At 52.2% G+C, this 17671-nt stretch carries 16 protein-coding genes; 6 read left to right on the top strand and 10 right to left on the bottom strand.

The window, feature by feature from the left end; translation table 11 throughout:
* Window positions 1-90: 90 nt before the first annotated feature.
* From ACN06F_RS08450 to ACN06F_RS08435, 4 genes are read left to right on the top strand one after another with little or no spacing between them, the layout of a single operon-like run.
* Window positions 91-1221, top strand: a complete 1131-nt coding sequence (locus ACN06F_RS08450) for an MlaE family ABC transporter permease (protein WP_038483991.1) — start codon at window positions 91-93, stop codon at window positions 1219-1221.
* Entirely contained in the window at window positions 1221-2045 is an 825-nt protein-coding gene (locus tag ACN06F_RS08445; RefSeq protein ID WP_095603295.1) for an ABC transporter ATP-binding protein, read from the top strand. The genes ACN06F_RS08450 and ACN06F_RS08445 overlap by 1 nt, the downstream gene beginning before the upstream one ends.
* Window positions 2046-2051: 6 nt before the next feature.
* A complete protein-coding gene (locus ACN06F_RS08440; RefSeq protein WP_038483988.1) occupies window positions 2052-2993 on the top strand; it encodes an MlaD family protein in 942 nt (313 codons plus the stop codon).
* Entirely contained in the window at window positions 2990-3610 is a 621-nt protein-coding gene (locus ACN06F_RS08435; RefSeq protein WP_253487892.1) for an ABC-type transport auxiliary lipoprotein family protein, read from the top strand. Before ACN06F_RS08440 ends, ACN06F_RS08435 begins: the two co-directional genes overlap by 4 nt.
* Here the strand turns inward: ACN06F_RS08435 and ACN06F_RS08430 are convergent.
* The 10 genes from ACN06F_RS08430 to ACN06F_RS08385 all read right to left on the bottom strand — a co-directional run bounded on the left by ACN06F_RS08430 (window position 3584) and on the right by ACN06F_RS08385 (window position 16198).
* A complete protein-coding gene (locus ACN06F_RS08430; protein ID WP_095602874.1) occupies window positions 3584-5449 on the bottom strand; it encodes a protein kinase domain-containing protein in 1866 nt (621 codons plus the stop codon). The genes ACN06F_RS08435 and ACN06F_RS08430 overlap by 27 nt on opposite strands.
* Before the next feature lie 63 nt (window positions 5450-5512).
* Window positions 5513-6769, bottom strand: a complete 1257-nt coding sequence (locus ACN06F_RS08425) for a 2-oxo acid dehydrogenase subunit E2 (protein ID WP_433925003.1) — start codon at window positions 6767-6769, stop codon at window positions 5513-5515.
* A 17-nt stretch (window positions 6770-6786) separates the two neighbouring features.
* Window positions 6787-7764 (bottom strand): alpha-ketoacid dehydrogenase subunit beta, encoded by a 978-nt coding sequence (locus ACN06F_RS08420; protein ID WP_038483977.1) that lies wholly within the window; start codon window positions 7762-7764, stop codon window positions 6787-6789.
* 1 nt (window position 7765) lies between these two features.
* Window positions 7766-8968 (bottom strand): thiamine pyrophosphate-dependent dehydrogenase E1 component subunit alpha, encoded by a 1203-nt coding sequence (locus ACN06F_RS08415; RefSeq protein WP_038483974.1) that lies wholly within the window; start codon window positions 8966-8968, stop codon window positions 7766-7768.
* 163 nt (window positions 8969-9131) lie between these two features.
* The gene (locus ACN06F_RS08410) at window positions 9132-9908 is read right to left on the bottom strand and encodes an ABC transporter permease (RefSeq protein ID WP_433925002.1); all 777 of its coding nucleotides are present in this window, start codon (window positions 9906-9908) and stop codon (window positions 9132-9134) included.
* Window positions 9898-10863: an ABC transporter ATP-binding protein gene (locus ACN06F_RS08405; RefSeq protein ID WP_038483971.1), complete on the bottom strand. Its 966-nt coding sequence runs from the start codon at window positions 10861-10863 to the stop codon at window positions 9898-9900. The genes ACN06F_RS08410 and ACN06F_RS08405 overlap by 11 nt, the downstream gene beginning before the upstream one ends.
* Complete coding sequence (locus ACN06F_RS08400; RefSeq protein WP_120386994.1) at window positions 10860-12053, bottom strand: ABC transporter permease; 1194 nt, start codon at window positions 12051-12053, stop codon at window positions 10860-10862. The genes ACN06F_RS08405 and ACN06F_RS08400 overlap by 4 nt, the downstream gene beginning before the upstream one ends.
* Window positions 12054-12056: 3 nt before the next feature.
* Complete coding sequence (gene osmF, locus ACN06F_RS08395) at window positions 12057-12965, bottom strand: glycine betaine ABC transporter substrate-binding protein OsmF (RefSeq protein ID WP_038483962.1); 909 nt, start codon at window positions 12963-12965, stop codon at window positions 12057-12059.
* A gap of 150 nt (window positions 12966-13115) precedes the next feature.
* A complete protein-coding gene (gene cysS / locus ACN06F_RS08390; protein WP_038483959.1) occupies window positions 13116-14507 on the bottom strand; it encodes a cysteine--tRNA ligase in 1392 nt (463 codons plus the stop codon).
* An 11-nt stretch (window positions 14508-14518) separates the two neighbouring features.
* The gene (locus ACN06F_RS08385) at window positions 14519-16198 is read right to left on the bottom strand and encodes a glutamine--tRNA ligase/YqeY domain fusion protein (RefSeq protein WP_095602868.1); all 1680 of its coding nucleotides are present in this window, start codon (window positions 16196-16198) and stop codon (window positions 14519-14521) included.
* A 156-nt stretch (window positions 16199-16354) separates the two neighbouring features.
* Between ACN06F_RS08385 and ACN06F_RS08380 the strand changes: the two genes are divergently transcribed.
* Together ACN06F_RS08380 and ACN06F_RS08375 are read left to right on the top strand one after the other, a co-directional pair.
* A complete protein-coding gene (locus tag ACN06F_RS08380) occupies window positions 16355-16855 on the top strand; it encodes a peptidylprolyl isomerase (protein ID WP_038483952.1) in 501 nt (166 codons plus the stop codon).
* Window positions 16856-16868: 13 nt separating this feature from the next.
* A complete protein-coding gene (locus tag ACN06F_RS08375; protein WP_095602867.1) occupies window positions 16869-17639 on the top strand; it encodes a UDP-2,3-diacylglucosamine diphosphatase in 771 nt (256 codons plus the stop codon).
* Window positions 17640-17671 lie beyond the last annotated feature (32 nt).

The following is a 17671-nucleotide window of genomic DNA, read 5'->3' as shown; positions in this document are numbered from 1 at the left end:
CTTAACGAAGCAGCTTTAACTAAGATTTGTTTGAATGCATCATAGACTTCTAAACAAGCGTATCAATACCAAGAGCGCAAAGGAGTGGGGATGCCAAGCGAGTGGATAGCGCGTGATGATCAAACAGTAACCCTTAAAGGCGAGTGGACGCTTGCCAATTATCGCCTTATCAAAGCGGCGCTTCAGCAAAGTGAAACTCAAACTGAGCCTGGCAAGCCAACAGATGCGACGGTTTCACTAGACGCAATAACTCGCCTTGATACCGCTGGCGCCATACTCATTGCGGAGTTGATTGGCGTTGAGAAAGCGCAGGCGGTGGCGGATTGGGCAGCAGAACTGCCGAAAGAGCAGCAGGCGTTGCTGGTGCGTATTGCCGAAGCCATGGAAGCGCCGCTGGACGTTGATCCTCCTTCCTATTCGCGCATTAGCCAAGCGCTTGCCAGCGTGGGTCAACACATGGTGGGACTTTGGTCCCAGCAGCGCCAGCTGTTGGCCTTTATTGGTCTCGTCGTGGCCACCCTCTTCCATCTAACATTGCGGCCACGCCACTGGCGCTTAACGGCCACCGTGGCCCATATCCAGCAGAGTGGTCTTAATGCCGTCCCCATCGTCGCGCTACTCACCTTTATGGTGGGCGCCGTGGTGGCTTTCCTTGGCGCTACCGTTTTGCAGGATTTTGGCGCCACAATTTATACCATCGATCTTGTGGCGTTCTCATTTTTGAGAGAGTTCGGCGTTCTACTTGCTGCGATCCTACTCGCGGGACGAACCGCCAGTGCCTTTACTGCCCAAATTGGCGCCATGAAATCCAATGAAGAGATAGATGCCCTGCAGGCTCAGGGGCTTGATCCTATCGAGCTTTTGGTGCTCCCACGGGTAATGGCGATGTTAATTAGCCTGCCCATGCTCGCCTTTGTAGGTATGCTCAGCGGCTTAGCGGGCGGCGCCATGGTCACCTCTCTGTCACTGGATATTTCACTTACCCAGTTTATGGCCACGCTGCAAAAAGATGTATCGGTGACACACTTTTTGGTAGGACTAAGCAAAGCCCCGGTGTTTGCCTTCGTGATCGCCGTGATCGGCTGCCTGGAAGGCTTTAAGGTCAGCGGTAGCGCGCAGTCGGTGGGAGAACACACCACCTCAAGTGTCGTTCAATCGATTTTTATGGTGATTCTAATTGATGCCGTCGCCGCGCTATTCTTTATGGAGATGGGCTGGTGATCAATTCAGATAAACCGACAGAGCAAAACGACTTACCGGTCATTAAGGTTCGAGGCTTGGTGAACCGCTTTGGTACTCATGTGGTGCACGAAAATTTAGATCTGACCCTTGAACGCGGGGAAATCCTCGGCGTTGTAGGTGGTTCTGGTACCGGCAAATCAGTGCTGTTACGCAGCATCGTCGGTTTGAAGCGCCCCAATGACGGCATGGTTGAAGTCCTAGGCACAACGCTTAACGAGCTTAACGAGGCTCAGCGCAGTCAAATAGAGCGACGCTTTGGCGTGCTGTTTCAGCGCGGTGCGCTGTTCAGCTCGTTGAACCTGCAAGAGAATATTGCCCTACCGCTAATTGAACATGCCAGGCTACCCCGTGAAGACGCCGAGCATCTTGCCAGGGTCAAGTTATCGTTGGTCGGGCTTCCGCCACAGGCCGCGCTGCAGTTTCCTGAGTCGCTGTCTGGCGGCATGGTCAAGCGCGCCGCCCTTGCCCGTGCCTTAGCGCTTGATCCTGACATCCTGTTTCTTGACGAGCCCACGGCAGGGCTTGACCCTATTGGTGCAGCAGCCTTCGATCAGTTGCTGGTCACCCTTCGCGATGCGCTGGGATTCAGCGTATTTCTGGTTACCCATGACCTGGATACGCTCTACGCTGCCTGCGATCGGGTCGCGGTACTCTCACAGAAACGTGTGCTGGTGGTGGATACCATCGATAAAGTGGCGGATACCGACGATGAATGGATTCAAGACTACTTTCACGGCCCGCGTGGTCGAGCCGCTCAGCGTGCTCATACCGCCTTTTCAAATAACGCAAACGTCCAGGAGTGACTGCACATGGAAACCCGCGCGCATCACGTTTTGATAGGTTTGTTCACACTGGGAACCGCCGTCGCAGCACTGCTGTTTGCGCTATGGATGAGCTATGCCGCCGGAGAGCGTAACTATCAACCTTACCGGATTCTGTTTGAGCGCAGTGTTAGTGGTTTATCAATTGGCAGTAAGGTGCAGTACAACGGCATTGAAGTTGGCGATGTTACCGAGCTGACACTGAACCCTGACGACCCACGCCAAGTTATTGCTAGTGTGCGAGTCTATGAAGACACCCCCGTCAAAACAGATACTCGAGCAAAGTTAGCCTTTGCCAGCATTACCGGCAGCATGTCGGTTCAGCTGTACGGAGGCACCCCAGAAAGCCCCCGCCTAGTAAACCAAACGGACAGTATGGCACCGTTTATCAACGCAGACCCTTCACCGATTGCCACGCTATTTGATGAAGGCGAAACAATGATTCAAAACATTAATTCTATTCTGATAAACGTTAATGAACTATTTAATGACGGCAATCGTGAACAAGCCGGCACTATTTTGACGAGTATTGCGCAGATCACAGAGATGATCGCCTCACAACAAACAGCGCTTGATCAAAATATGGCACTGTTCGGCGAAGTATCACGCCAAGCCACAGCGACCCTTGAAAGCATCGATACGCTTAGCCTCGAGGCGACACAGCTATTGCGACAAGATGGTCAGCAAATGATGCGAAGCGCTGAAAGCGCCAGTCGTGATGTGGCCAGCGCCGCGCAACGAATTGAACAGCTCGTTAACGACAATGCCGATGCTGTCGATAGTACGCTGCAGGGGGCACAAGACATTGCTCCCGCACTTTCAGCCCTACGTTCTACACTAACTAATCTTGATCGTATTACTCGCCAGCTTGAAGAGAGTCCCGCAGACTTTTTCCTGGGCCGGGATCAGGTAGAGGAGTTTCGTCCATGAGCTTGCGCTCTACGTTTAGCATCGTCACATTAGCGGCGCTTGTATTAAGCGCCGGTTGTTCAATACTGCCCGAAAGTAATCCCGCAACGCTCTATCGGCTGCCATCGTCTGCCACGCAGTCTGAACACATGGCTGCCACCCTCCCCGTAAGACTAGGCATTGCTACCCCGGGGGCAGGCCACTTGCTGAACAGCAATCGTATTGTGGTATACCCAGAAGGCAATGTAGTCAATGTCTATGAGGGGGTACGCTGGCATGAGGACGCCCCAGAAATGCTTCAAGCGCGCTTAATTTCTGATCTGCAGCAGCGCCAGCTATTCACTGGCGTAAGTAGCGACCGATTGCCTCACGATATACTGCTACTGAGCGAACTGCGCCATTTCCAAAGTGAGTACGACACTTCCCCACCCAGTATTCATCTTCAATTAGATGTCCAGCTTGTGAATACACAACACCGAAAACCACTGGCTGCGACTAGTTTTGTTATCCGCACCCGCGCGGATAGTCCAGAGATTCCGGACGTCGTGAATGCGTTTGGCGCGGCTAGCGATGCGCTAGCGGAGCAGCTTTCAGCATGGGTTGCGGCGCAATCAAGCAGTCTGAGAACCGCCGATTGACGGCGTCTTTCTTAAAAAATCACGCGGGTCTTTAGGATAAAAATGTTCAGGCTGGCACTCTAAATGGGTAAAAAATCGCGTGTCTTTGTAAGGCATTTTCATAAAGCCGGACACGCCTAACCCCTCGATCTGGCTTACAGACGCCAACATCTGCGCCAGCAAAGCCCGAAACTCGGCCTCCCGGCTAGGGTCCAGAAGCCGATAATAGCTATGAATTTTAAGATGCTTTGGTAGTGACTCAAAGATAATCATGCCGGTGTGATGAATCTCATTCAGCCGTTGCAGTATGTGCATAATGGTGTCCGGTAGGACAAGTAGCTCTTCTGGATCAGGGCCGTCTTCAAAGTAGCTATGCTGGCGAGTGAGGTCTTCCATTTCTGGAACCGCGCTCAGCTCGTAGTCAATCGTGGTGCCAGGATCACAATGAAAAGGCTCTTCCGCACTCGCGCGCTCTAAATGCAGCGTTTGGCGGGCATTAAACAAGCAGCTTTTAAACACCCCTTGGCGATGGATGGCTCGCGCCAAGTGCACCATATTGTTGACGGCTTGAATAAACGCTGGCTTTAACGCGGGATCGTGTAGGTTAAGTGAGGAGTCTATATAGACGCCCTCTCGCTCCCAGCGTACTGCTAAACCACCGACAACCGGGTATTTTCCTAAGCGACTCACCGAGGCCAAAAACGCCTTTTCGGTTTCCCCCATGCCCTGCATAAATTGCTTGTAATAGCGGTCTAACTGCACATCATTGACATCATTAAGTGTCTCTTCCGCGTTCGCTTCGCGCAGAAATGCCTTCCGAGAGCTGTAAACGACCGTATCAATCTCTTGGTGCGCCGCACGGCCCCAGACAGGCACTAGCGGTGTTTGTATTGGCGTGGGCAAATCTAACATCACCACTTTGGCCATGCGGGACATCGCCTGTAAATAGTGATCCCCTGCTTTATGGCGTATGTGGGGGTCGGGATCCAGCATACCGTCCAAGGTGCGGGCAAACTCCAAGGGTAGCCCCAGCGAGCTAGCGGGAATGGCACGATGACCAAAGCGGCAAGATTGCGCAGAAGCTAATGCATATAGCGTTCCTGCGGCCCCTTGCTCATCGAAACGGGGCGATGATAGCGCTCCATTTAGCTGCTCTTCACCAATAAAGTAGACATCGCCCAGCCGGGCGTTGGTTTGCTGCAGATTGTCGGACATTAATTCCATCACGTTTGCCCCGACAAATTGGAGCTTTTCGTCTAACTGGGCAAATACGGACGATCCCCAGTCAATCAACGCAATGGACTCGGTATCTGGATCAAATACCAAATTTGACGGTTTGATGTCGCCATGCACAACGGGACGTGCATTAGGACCCGTTTCGCGGCGCAATGCGGAAAGAATATCGGCCAACTGGTCGGCAATGCGCACCACTAACCGCGGAGAGAGACGGCCTTCTTTCAGTGACACCTGTTCAAGGTTCCAACCAGGCGCACGCTCCATCACTAGAATTGACTGGCCTCGGGAGCGTTGGTAAGCCACAAGCTTTGGTATGCGGGGATGGGAAACCTGATCAAGCATAAACGCCTCTTCTTCAAGGCGTTCTTGTAAATGAGTCGGCAGCGTAATACGTGAGAATTTAAACACGTAGTGGGCAGGCACATCTTGGTGTTGCGCGCTGCCCGCAAATACAAAGCCATAGGCACCTTTACCAACCAGCTCAATCCCCGTGTAGCCCAGCTGGGCGAGCTGTGCCTGACACAGTGCTACCCAGTCTTTAAGCTTACGGGCATCATGATGGCTGAGTAGATATACCGACTGCTCTTCCGGTATATAAAACTGCTGGAGCGGTGCCTGAGACATTTCTCATTCCTTGCTAACCAACTTCTGGCTATTTAACCTCTTGCTATTCAATGCCTAGCAACCTTAGCCCAAGTGCAGCAGCATGGTTTCAGGCGCTTCCAAATAGCCTTTCCAAGCATTGCAGAACCTAGCGATGGTACCACCATCAATAAAGCGGTGATCGCCTGCCCAGGTGATGGTCATAATGGCTCGCCGCTGAACTTCTCCTTGCTCATCGAAGCGCGGTAACCATTGGGTTTTACCAATCGCCACTATCGCCGCTTCCGGCGCATTGATAATCGGCGCTGCATAGGTTCCGCCCAACGCACCAATGTTAGAAATACTAATGGTGCCACCTTTGAGATCAGCCTGATCGACACGCCCTTCTCGGGCCGCAATGGTTAAACGCCCCACTTCACGAGCAATGTCTAGCAGCGTTAAACGCTCAACACCTTTCACATTGGGCACCAGCAAACCGGCTTTGCTATCCACCGCCATGCCGATATTGCACTGTTCGTAGTAGTGCAGCTCGTTGGCTTCCGCGTTTAGCTGGGCATTGATGATCGGCGCCTCAGTAACCGCTAGCCCCATGGCTTTCATGAAAAAGGGCATAAGTGTTAGCCGCTCACCAAGCGCCTCGACCCGTGGCTTTAGACGCTCGCGCAACGCCAGCAGATCGGTCACATCGATCTCTTCGCCATAGTGGAAATGCGGGATGGAGCTGGCTGCCTCAACCATTCTTTTCGCCATCACCGCGCGCACACCGCGAAGCGGTTCGACGCGAGGCAACTGTGCTCCTTGGGTGACTTGCGATGGTGCTTGGGTAGGATCAGCAGAAGGTTGATTCAGGTGCGCCAGCACGTCTTCTTTTAATACCCGGCCATCTTTACCACTGCCAGCAATGGCAGTTAACTCAAGTTGATGTTCACGAACGAGACGTCGCACGGCTGGGCTAGCAGGTATTTTGCCGCTGCTGGTACTAAGGCTGCAGGTACTGGATGCCACAGCGGCTTGCTCAACTGCCTTGGCTGAGCCACTGTCAGCGTCAGCTACAGGTGATTGAGGCTCGTTAGCCTGTTCCGTCGCGCCGGCTTCTTGGGTGTCATTTTCTGCTTGGTAGGCATAAAGCGGTGCGTGTACTTTGGCAATTTTTCCTTGGGCAACATAAAGTTTGGTGACCACGCCTGCTTCGGGAGCAGTAATTTCCACTAGCGCTTTATCGGTCATCACCTCGACAATTGGCTGATCTTCCTCAATCCGATCACCCTCTGCAACGCGCCACTCCACCACTTCACATTCAACAATGCCTTCGCCGATATCCGGCAGCATGAAATCGCTCATTATTTTTCTCCCTGGCGCTAAAAGTTAACGCTTTCGCGAATCGCTTCAAAAATTTTCAGATGGTCGGGCAAGTACTCTTTTTCCAGCACTAGCGGGAAAGGCGTATCTAGCCCCGTTACCCGAGTAATCGGCGATTCAAGATAGAGAAAACAGCGCTCTTGGATCGTCGCGGCGATTTCACCCGCAAAGCCACCTGTTAACGGCGCTTCATGGCTGACGATCAAACGTCCTGTTTTTAGAACAGACTCAACGACAGTATCCGCATCCCATGGCAGCAACGTGCGCAGATCAATCACTTCACAGGCAATGCCCTGCTCTTCAGCAAGCTCAACGGCTTTGCCGATGACTTCCATTTGCGCGCCCCAGCCCACCAACGTTATATCAGTCCCCTCTTTAATGACCTCCGCTTCACCAATAGGAAGCTGATAATCCTCTTGGGGCACCTCACCCACCGACGCACGATAGAGACGCTTGGGTTCTAAAAAAAGCACCGGATCTGGATCGCGAATGGAAGCGAGCAGTAGCCCTTTTGCTTGGTAGGGATTGCGCGGCACAACGACTTTTAAACCGGGCGTATGTGTAAAGTAAGCTTCTGGTGACTGCGAATGATAGAGCCCCCCCGCGATACCACCGCCATAGGGCGTGCGGATGGTTAATCCACCCACATTGAATAAATCCCCCGAACGGTAGCGGAATTTCGCAGATTCATTAACGATTTGGTCAAAAGCGGGAAAGATGTAGTCGGCAAACTGTATTTCAGCAACGGGCACTGAGCCTTGAGCAGCCAGCCCATTAGCAAAACCAATGATGCCTTGTTCTACCAACGGCGTGTTAAAGCAGCGCGATTTACCATACTTTTCCTGTAAATGGCTGGTAGCACGGAATACGCCGCCAAAAACGCCAACATCTTCACCAAAACAGATAACTTTGCCATCTTCAGCCATGGCGATATCAAGCGCATTGTTGATCGCCTGGAGCATGTTCATTGTGGGCATGTTATGCCTCCCCCTGGGAATCTGTGGACGTATTCACCTCAAGGTCTAGCGACCGCGCTCCACGCGGGTAGGCCTCTGGATAGCGGCGAATATGGCGCTTAAGCTGGTCAAATTGACGCTGTAACTCAGGGGTTATGTCGGCATAGACATCAGTAATCAGCGACTCCAGCGGTGGGGGTGAACGCTTTTCTGCCCGTTTCATGGTATCTAGAACTTCGCGGCGCAACGTTTCCTGCTGGCTGGTTTCCTCCTCCTCGCTCCACCAGCCTTTTTTCAACAGCCATTTCTGCATGCGCAGTATGGGGTCTTTTAACCGCCACGCTTCCTCTTCACTTTTGGCACGATAGCCGGAAGGGTCATCCGAAGAGGAGTGAGCAGCAAGACGGTAAGACATGGCTTCAATCAGCACGGGCTTGTTTTGTTCAACAGCAATCTGACGCGCTTGGCGTGTCGCTTCATAAACTGCCAGTGCATCGTTCCCGTCAACGCGTATCACATGCATATGATAGCCAAACGCCCTGGGGGCAATGCCATCCGCTGCAAACTGCTCGGTTGATGGCGTCGAAATGGCATAGCCATTGTTGCGGCAGAAAAAAATCACCGGTACTTGATGGACTGATGCCATATTCAGCGCGGCGTGGAAATCACCTTCTGATGCAGCACCCTCACCGAAGAACGTTAAGGTGCAATGCCCATCACCCGCTAATTTCTGACCGTATGCGTAGCCTGTCGCCTGGGGGATTTGCGTTGCAAGCGGAGAAGAAATGGTCATGTAGTGCAGCTTGCGTGATCCATAATGAATCGGCATTTGGCGGCCTTTACCGTAGTCAAGCTCGTTGCCAAACAGCTGATTCATAAACTCGTCAATGGAGAACCCGCGGTACATTAATGCGCCTTGCTCGCGGTATTGCGCCATGATCATATCGGCATCGTCTAGTGCAGCAGCAGCACCAACAACGGCGGCCTCTTCACCCGTGCTTTGCATATAGAAACTAAGCCGCCCCTGGCGTTGGGCAGCCATCATGCGCTCATCTAGGATACGGGTGGCCAGCATGGCTTGATAGAGCCGTCTGGCATGATCACGCGGTAGGTCTGGCTCTCTCGCCCCTTCGTAAAGCTCGCCCTCTGGGTCGAGCAGGCTGAAGGTAGCCATTGAGAATTCGTCGCCGGTCATAAAGAGCGGCTGATGTACGTAGTTTGTCATGCTTATTATCCTTGTATTACCCCTTTTGAGGGCAGTGTTGTTGGTGTTGACCGTTTTTGCCAGTGGATTTATCTAGCATAGGTCAAGCTTGTCGAGGTTAGTGTCACCTCGATCAACGCAACACAAGGACAGTAACGCAGTCTGCTACTTTTAGGGATACAACTTAAGACGCAGATAGACGAGTGCGCAGCTGTTGTTGCAACGCATCAAATAGACTATCGATGGTCAACGCGAGCAACGCGATCAACAGCGCACCTTGTAAAACATACGCCATATTGCCATTCACGATACCTGCTATGATCGGGTCACCTAAGTTACTGGCGCCTACCGTCGCCCCTATAGCCGCTGTGGCAATATTAATGGTTACCGATGTTCGGATACCGGCCAGAATTACGGGTGTGGCCAATGGAAGCTCAACGCGAGTTAATACCTGCCAAGGGGTCATCCCCATGGCAAACGCCGCCTGTTTAAGACTCGCATCTACATCCTGCAGCCCAGCAAGCGTGTTTCGCACAATCGGTAATAAGCCATAGAGCATTAGCGCCACGATAATCGGCAATGTTCCAAAACCCAATACAGGAACCGCCAGGGCAAGCACTGCCACAGGAGGAAATGTCTGACCCAGTGAAGCCAACTGCCCGGCAAGGGGTAAGAAGTCTCGCCCCCACTGCCGAGTGACTGCAATGCCGGCCAATACGCCTACGCTTATCGTGACGACAGCCGCTACTCCAACAACGAACACGTGCCTTGCCAGCAGAGAAGCAAAATCAGCGCGGGCATAAATCACCTGACGGACGTCTGGCTCCAGCCAACGAAATGCAGGCTCTAATGCCGGGATACCCAATACCCCTATCAGCAGCAAGAGTGCCCAACCAATGGGCCATAGCCAGCGCGGGCCTGCTGCAATCGATGATTCACCACGGTTACGATCACGCGTCACGGTGACTCACCTTGTCTAACTGGGCCTCTTTCACCACTTTGCGCAGCGATAACTCACCAATCGGCATATCATGCTGGTCGACAACCGTCAGCCTATCGCAGTGGTCTCGCAGCATCATTGAAAGCGCTTGGCGCAGTGAAAAATCACCCGGTATACGCGACTGGGCAGGCAGTGTCTGTCCAAGCGATGACATGTGATCTTTCACGCGTGTTAAGGCAGCCTGCTTTAAACCACGCTCCAACCCTCCCAATAGCGACTCAACAAACGGATCGGCGGGGGTTTGAAGCAGCGCTAGCGGTGACCCCTGCTGCACAATACGCCCTTCGCGCATAACGACTAAATGATCTGCCAGTTTGAGCGCTTCATCCATATCGTGAGTCACGAACACCACGGTTTTATGCAGCCGCGCCTGAAGCTTTGCCAGTTCGTCTTGAAGCTTTTCTCGCGTAATAGGGTCTAGCGCTCCAAAAGGCTCATCCATCAGCAAAATATCAGGATCTGCCGCCAATGCGCGCGCAACGCCTACCCGCTGCGCCTGGCCGCCAGAGAGCTGGTGAGGATACTTATGGGCAAACTCTTCCATGGGAAGGCCTAACAGACGCATTAACTCTTCGACCCGTGCTTTAACATCAGCGGCAGGCCATTTTAGCAAACGCGGTACCAGCCCAATGTTGCGCGCTACCGTCCAATGGGGAAACAGGCCAGTACTCTGGATCGCATAGCCGATACGCCGGCGAAGCTTAACCGGATCATAGTGGCCTATTGCCTGTCCGTCGATGATAATGTCGCCGCTACTATGCTCAATCAAACGATTTATCATACGTAGCGTCGTCGATTTTCCGCAGCCTGATGACCCTACCAGCGCACAGAACTTTCCTTTCGCGACGTGTAAGGATATGTCGTCTACCGCTGTGTCTTCGCCAAAGTGCTTCGACACATGGGAAAGCTCTATCATTTATGTCCTCCGGGGCGAAGCGCGTCGGCTAATGCCCCCAAACTAGCATCTACAATTAGTGCCAAGACTAAAATAGGCAGCGCGCCAAGTAACACCATGTCCATAGCCGCTTGGCCCAATCCCTGAAAAATAAACGTGCCAAGCCCACCTGCCCCAATCAACGCAGCAACGGCCGTTAATCCAATAGCTTGAACAGCGGTGATTCGCACACCTTCTAATAGTATTGGCAGCGCCAAAGGAAATCTTACCTGCCAGAAGCGCTGATACGGTCGCATCCCCATCGCCTTAGCAGCATCTAAGGTTTCAGGGTCGACTTCATCAAGCGCAATATAAGTATTGCGCACCATGGGTAACAGGCTATAAGCAATGAGCGCAATCAATGCGGGTGTGGCGCCAATACCGCTAACACCTAACTGGGCTAAAAAAGGCACGTTAGCAGCTAGCCAAGCAAGCGGAGCCAGCAGCAGCCCAAACAGAGCTAAGCTCGGAATCGTTTGCAGGAAGTTCAACCATGCAAACGCTATGCGTTGTAGACGTTGGTAACGCCGCATTAGCATAGCGAGAACCAAACCGACCACCACACTAACGCTCACCGCTATGCCGACCAGTACTACATGTTGCAGCATGGCACGATAAAATTGCTGGTCGCGCGCTTGAAACTCCTGAACAAGGGCTAAATTTTCAAGCCATAAGGCGGCACAAAGCAGCCACGCCCCCCCCACGCTGCTGAGCAATAGGGTGGTCCATAAACGCGACAACCCCAAACGTAAACGCACTTCCACTAGGCACAATAAAAGCAAAAAAAGCACGACCCAATAGGCAGCACCAATACCTAAACGCGCTTGCGGCAGAGTGGGATCAATCAGCCAGTGGCCTGCTACCATAAGCCCGAATGGCATCAATAAGAGTGTCAGGGTAACGATACACAGTTGAGCGTAGCAATGAAGGCGGCTTGGCCTAATAGCCAAGCCGCCCATAGCGATAAATAGCAAGGAAACAAGCAGCGCACCGGGCCACCCAATCGCATGTAATAAGCCATAAGATGTACCCGCTACAATTCTATTAGGCGCGACGCTAACAAGACCCAGTAGCCAAGAGGCCCCTAACATAGCGGCACTTAAACATATCAGTACTGAGTTTAAATGCCCATATTGACGGGGTGGCGATGGCAAGGCGTCTATCTGCGACATTCATTAGTCATCCAGGCTATCAAGATAGTCGCTTGCGACTTGATCAGGAGAGAAACCATTCACCGCTACATCAGCGTTCAGCGTTTGCAACGTCACAAGGTCAAGCGTTGCAAATACGTCGTTGAGTAGCGTCTCAATTTCAGGGTAGGCATCCAGCACTTCGGCACGCACCACTGGCGACGGCTGATATACCGGCTGAACCCCCTTAATATCTTCTAAAACAACCAGTCCCAGCGCACTTAAACCACCATCGGTGCCATAGGTCATGGCACCATTAACACCGCTTGTTTGTTGGGCAGCGGCTCGCATAGTAGCCGCCGTATTACCACCGGACAGTACAAGCAGCTGATCATCGCCAAGTTCAAAACCATAAGCATCCTGAAATGCAGGCAATGCCTGAGCGGACTCTACAAATTCTGCACTCGCTGCGAATTTAAACTCGCCGCCTTCGTTAACATAGTCGGCAAGGTCATCAAGGGTCGTTAAGCCGTTGGCCGTCGCCACGTCTTCACGAATACTCATGGCCCAGGTGTTATTAGCGCTAGCAGGCTTCAGCCATATTAGCCCCTGCGCCGCATCGCGCTCTTTAACAGTCTGGTAGGCATCCTCTGCACTATTCCAGACAGGGCTGTCAGTCATATCAAAGAAAAAAGCGCCGTTACCGGTATATTCGGGATAAAGGTCGATTTCTCCCGCTTCAAGTGCACTACGCACAACGCTGGTGCCACCTAGCTGTAGGCGATCTTCTGTAGGCACACCGCCACGCTCTAGCGTTTGAATAATCAGCTCACCCAGCACGGACCCTTCTGTGTCGATTTTGGAGGACACGACAACAGGGTCGCTGGCGTAAGCAGTCGAAAAAGTAATGGCTGATAAGCAAGCGACGATGGTCGGTTTTAGAGTAAAGCGCATAGTGGTCATCCTATTATTTAGCGTCTTGAAGGTATCATCTCAGTATAAGAGCCAACGACATTGACGTCAGACGCCATATCAACGGCGCCTGACATCTACAACGTTTCTATTCAATGCCCTCACTGTCATCACGCTCAACATCGATAACGCTTAAGGCGCTTCAATCACCCAGGTTGTTCCCTCACGGGAATCCTTCAGGATAATACCCAAACTCGCTAGTTCATCTCGAATAGCATCTGCCTGAGCAAAATCTTTATTGGCTTTTGCTTCTTTACGCTGTGCTATTTTGGCCTCAATCTCAGTCTCACTCAGCGCTACCTGCTGCTGATTACCTTTCAAAAAAGTCTGAGGATCTTGCTGCAAAAGCCCTAGCACACCCGCTAGACGTGTTAATTCCGATGCTAAACGCTGCGCTTTTTCTGGCGACTCACTCTTAGCGCGATTGAGATCCCGCGCCAGATCGAATAATACCGCTAACGCCTCAGGCGAATTGAAGTCGTCATCCATCGCCGTGGTGAAACGCTCAGCATAGCCTGCCTCATCACCGTCACCGCTAGATGACACTTCCACACCCTCTAATGCTGTGTAAAAGCGCGTAAGCGATTTGCGAGCCTCATGGAGAGAATCTACCGAGTAGTTAATTGGGCTACGGTAGTGGCTAGCCACTAGCAAGAAACGCACGACTTCCGGATCATGCTCTGCCAACACATCGCGGATGGTAAAAAAGTTACCCAACGATTTTGACATCTTTTCCTGGTTAACCCGCACGGCCCCGGCATGCATCCAGGTGTTGACGTAGGTTTTACCAGTCGCTGCCTCTGATTGGGCAATTTCGTTTTCATGATGAGGAAACGTAAGGTCAGGACCACCACCATGAATATCGAAGGTGTCGCCTAAGCAGCACGTCGACATTGCTGAGCACTCAATGTGCCATCCTGGGCGGCCATTGCCCCAAGGAGAGTGCCAGTGTGCTTCGCCCGGTTTAGCGGCTTTCCAAAGCACAAAATCAAGCGGGTCCTCTTTATGAACATCAACCTCAACCCGAGCACCAGAACGCATATCATCAAGTTGACGATTATTTAGCTTGCCGTAATCAGCGAACTTGCGTACCCGGTAATACACATCCCCATTGGCAGCAGCATAAGCAAAGTCTTTCTTAATCAGCGTCTCAATCATGGCAACAATGTCATCGATATGACCTGTCGCCCGAGGCTCATGGCTTGGGGGCAATACACCAAGACGTGCTTCGTCTTCGTGCATTGCCTGAATCATGCGCTCGGTGAGTGTGCTAATCGATTCGTTATTCTCTTCGGCACGCTTGAGAATTTTATCGTCAATGTCGGTGATGTTACGGACATAAGTAACATCATAACCGCGATAACGCAGGTAGCGGGTTATCACATCGAAGGCCACCATGACCCGCGCGTGGCCAAGGTGGCAGTAGTCATACACCGTCATGCCGCAGACATACATGCTGACTTTACCCGCCACCAGCGGGGTAAACGGTTCTTTGCGGCGTGTCAGCGTATTATAAATGTGCATATGACGATTCCTTAGCCCTTCTGTTTGATTTTCGCCCAGCTATCTTTCAACCCAACGGTACGATTAAACACCAACTGCCCTGGCTTGGAAGCATGACGGTCAGCGCAGAAATAGCCCACCCGCTCAAACTGGAAACGATCTTCTGGAACAGCATCCGCCAAACTGGGCTCGCCAATGGCGTGGCACACCGCCAAGGAGTCGGGGTTCAGGTGTTCGAGGAAGTCGACATCTTTGTCACGATCCGGCTGTTCAACCGTGAACAAATTGTCATACAAGCGCACTTCCATCGGTACACCATGGGCGGCACTCACCCAGTGAATCACGCCTTTCACCTTGCGGCCTTCAGGGTTTTTACCTAGCGTATCGAAATCCACCGAACAGTGCAGTTCCGTCACGTCACCGGCTTCGTTCTTAACAACGTCATCACAACGAATCACGTAGCTGTTACGCAGGCGGACTTCTTTGCCGGGCGCTAAACGGAAAAACTTTTTGGGCGCGTCTTCCATGAAGTCGTCTTGGTCAATATACAGCTCGCGACTAAACGGCACCTTACGCACCGCCATATCTTCTCGCGCGGGGTGCCCAGGCACGTCATACACTTCTTCGTGGTCTTCAGGAACGTTGGTCAGTACCACCTTAAGGGGTTTCAATACGCACATTGCCCGCGGCGCATTGTCCTCAAGATCAGAGCGAATCGCATGCGTTAGCATGGCAATATCCACCAAACCGCCATCGGCGCGCGTAACACCAATCATCTCACAGAACTTGCGAATGGATGCCGGCGTATAGCCGCGACGACGCATACCTGAAATAGTTGGCATACGCGGGTCGTCCCAGCCATCAACAATCTGCTCGTCAACCAGCAGCTTCAGCTTGCGCTTCGAAGTGAGGGTATAATCCAAATTAAGTCGAGCAAACTCGATTTGGCGGGGCTTGGCGGGAACCGGCAAGTTATTCAAAAACCACTCGTAAAGCGGGCGATGGTCTTCAAACTCTAGCGTGCAGATTGAATGGGTAATGCCTTCGATGGCGTCAGACTGGCCATGGGTAAAATCGTACGACGGGTAGATTTTCCACTTGTCACCTGTTTGATGGTGGCTGGCATGGCGAATACGGTAAAGGATCGGGTCACGAAGATTGATATTGGGCGACGCCATATCAATTTTTGCACGCAGTACTTTTTCGCCTTCGCCAAACTCGCCGCTACGCATGCGTTCCAGCAAATCTAGGTTTTCGTCAACACTGCGCTCACGGTAAGGACTTGGCTTACCCGGTGCCGTGAGTGTGCCACGGTATTCGCGAATTTCATCTGGAGAAAGATCATCAACGTAAGCTTTGCCCTCGCGAATAAGATGTTGTGCCCACGCATAAAGCTGGTCGAAATAATCAGAAGCAAAGCGAACTGGGCCTGCCCAGTTAAAGCCTAACCAGCTGACGTCCTCTTTGATAGCGTCGATATACGCCTGTTCTTCCTTCGCGGGGTTGGTGTCGTCAAAACGCAGATGACACTCACCACCTAGCTGCTCTGCCAACCCGAAGTTTAAACAGATCGACTTTGCATGACCGATATGCAAAAAGCCATTAGGTTCGGGAGGAAAGCGCGTCACGATTTTGGTGACCTGGCCGCCCTCTATTTCGTCGCGTACTTGGTTGCGAATGAAGTTCGGCGCTGGGGTGGTCTCGTTGGTCATGGTGGTGTTGATAACCTCATGGTGGATGGCGGGCTAGGCAACCAATGCCTAAGCTATTAGGGTTTGCGCTTCGCGGTGCCAAGCAAAACCGCTATTATAACGTGACGCCGATGCACAGCGCCAAGGCGAACGCCTTTATTGAACAGGAATTTATCTATGATCGTATTACAGACCAACCACGGTGACATCACTATTGCGCTTAATCATGAAAAAGCGCCAAAAACTGCCGCTAATTTTGAGCAATATGTCCGCGATGGTTTTTATGATGGCACTTTGTTCCACCGTGTTATCGATGGCTTTATGGTTCAGGGCGGTGGCTTCGATCAAGATTTTAACCAAAAGCCAACGCGTGATCCGATCGAGAACGAAGCCGACAATGGTTTACAAAACACGGTTGGCACACTGGCAATGGCACGCACTCAAGATCCTCACTCTGCCACAGCGCAGTTCTTTATCAACGTTGGTAACAATAGTTTCTTGAATCATAGTGGTAAAAGTCTTCAAGGCTGGGGCTACGCAGTGTTTGGCGAGGTTGTCGACGGCATGGACGTGGTAGACGCCATCCGCGGTGTCAGCACCACACGTCGTGGCATGCATGCTGACGTGCCCGCAGACGATGTCATCATTGAGCGCGCCTATGTAAAAGAAGCCGACTAATTACGGGAGTTCTATGCGCACTCTGCTGATAGCTGATATGCACCTAAGCAGTGATACCCCTGAGATTAATCAGGGGTTTTATCGTTACTTAGAGCACACCGCTACTGGGGCTGACGCCCTGTATATTCTAGGCGACCTGTTTGACGCCTGGATCGGAGATGATCTCCTTGACACACCACATCCTCTTAGCGACATTGCCTGGGAAGTGATCAGACGGTTACGCAAATTAAGCAGCAACGGAACTGCGATTTATTTCCTGCACGGCAATCGCGACTTTCTGATTGGCGAGCGCTTTATCAGTGAGTGCCAAGCCTCTCTGCTACCCGAAAGCCAAACGGTGGAACTCCAAGGAGTGCCTGTCGTTATTCTACATGGCGACAGTCTTTGCACTAAAGATGATGCTTACATGGCGTTCCGCCAACAGTCCAGAGATCCTCAGTGGCAAACGCAAATCCTATCCTTACCCCTTGATCAGCGACTGGAGCTTGCCAAGAGTCTGCGTATGCAGTCGGGCGACGCCAACGCGAGTAAAGCGGAAGCGATCATGGACGTGACACACGAAGAAGTGGTGGCACTGATGGCGCGCTCTGGTGTCACCACCATGATCCACGGCCACACCCATCGGCCAAAGGTACATGACCTGACGGTTGAGGACGTACCTGCTAAACGTTTTGTTCTTGGTGACTGGGATGTTCAGCACGGCTGGGACATCGTCGTTGAACGCACGGCAGAGCATGACGCCATGCCTATTCTGCGTCAATTCACCTTAGCCAACCCACCCTAATACTTAACGTTGCACATCAGCAAAAAACCATC

Origin of the sequence: Vreelandella sp. 21 (genome assembly GCF_050995515.1) — a bacterium.
Classification (GTDB): domain Bacteria; phylum Pseudomonadota; class Gammaproteobacteria; order Pseudomonadales; family Halomonadaceae; genus Vreelandella; species Vreelandella alkaliphila.
Note: the sequence above shows the minus strand (reverse complement) of the source record. Positions and strands in the feature narration are given on the sequence as shown.

Bases quoted from the DNA above. Each gene is read 5' to 3' on its own strand.
- ACN06F_RS08405 (WP_038483971.1), bottom strand. From the start codon at position 10,863: ATGATAGAGCTTTCCCATGTGTCGAAGCACTTTGGCGAAGACACAGCG.
- ACN06F_RS08430 (WP_095602874.1), bottom strand. From the start codon at position 5,449: ATGTCTCAGGCACCGCTCCAGCAGTTTTATATACCGGAAGAGCAGTCG.
- ACN06F_RS08435 (WP_253487892.1), top strand. From the start codon at position 2,990: ATGAGCTTGCGCTCTACGTTTAGCATCGTCACATTAGCGGCGCTTGTA.
- ACN06F_RS08380 (WP_038483952.1), top strand. From the start codon at position 16,355: ATGATCGTATTACAGACCAACCACGGTGACATCACTATTGCGCTTAAT.
- ACN06F_RS08420 (WP_038483977.1), bottom strand. From the start codon at position 7,764: ATGCCCACAATGAACATGCTCCAGGCGATCAACAATGCGCTTGATATC.
- ACN06F_RS08440 (WP_038483988.1), top strand. From the start codon at position 2,052: ATGGAAACCCGCGCGCATCACGTTTTGATAGGTTTGTTCACACTGGGA.
- ACN06F_RS08375 (WP_095602867.1), top strand. From the start codon at position 16,869: ATGCGCACTCTGCTGATAGCTGATATGCACCTAAGCAGTGATACCCCT.
- ACN06F_RS08400 (WP_120386994.1), bottom strand. From the start codon at position 12,053: ATGTCGCAGATAGACGCCTTGCCATCGCCACCCCGTCAATATGGGCAT.
- cysS (WP_038483959.1), bottom strand. From the start codon at position 14,507: ATGCACATTTATAATACGCTGACACGCCGCAAAGAACCGTTTACCCCG.
- ACN06F_RS08450 (WP_038483991.1), top strand. From the start codon at position 91: ATGCCAAGCGAGTGGATAGCGCGTGATGATCAAACAGTAACCCTTAAA.
- ACN06F_RS08415 (WP_038483974.1), bottom strand. From the start codon at position 8,968: ATGACAAACTACGTACATCAGCCGCTCTTTATGACCGGCGACGAATTC.
- ACN06F_RS08385 (WP_095602868.1), bottom strand. From the start codon at position 16,198: ATGACCAACGAGACCACCCCAGCGCCGAACTTCATTCGCAACCAAGTA.
- ACN06F_RS08425 (WP_433925003.1), bottom strand. From the start codon at position 6,769: ATGAGCGATTTCATGCTGCCGGATATCGGCGAAGGCATTGTTGAATGT.
- osmF (WP_038483962.1), bottom strand. From the start codon at position 12,965: ATGCGCTTTACTCTAAAACCGACCATCGTCGCTTGCTTATCAGCCATT.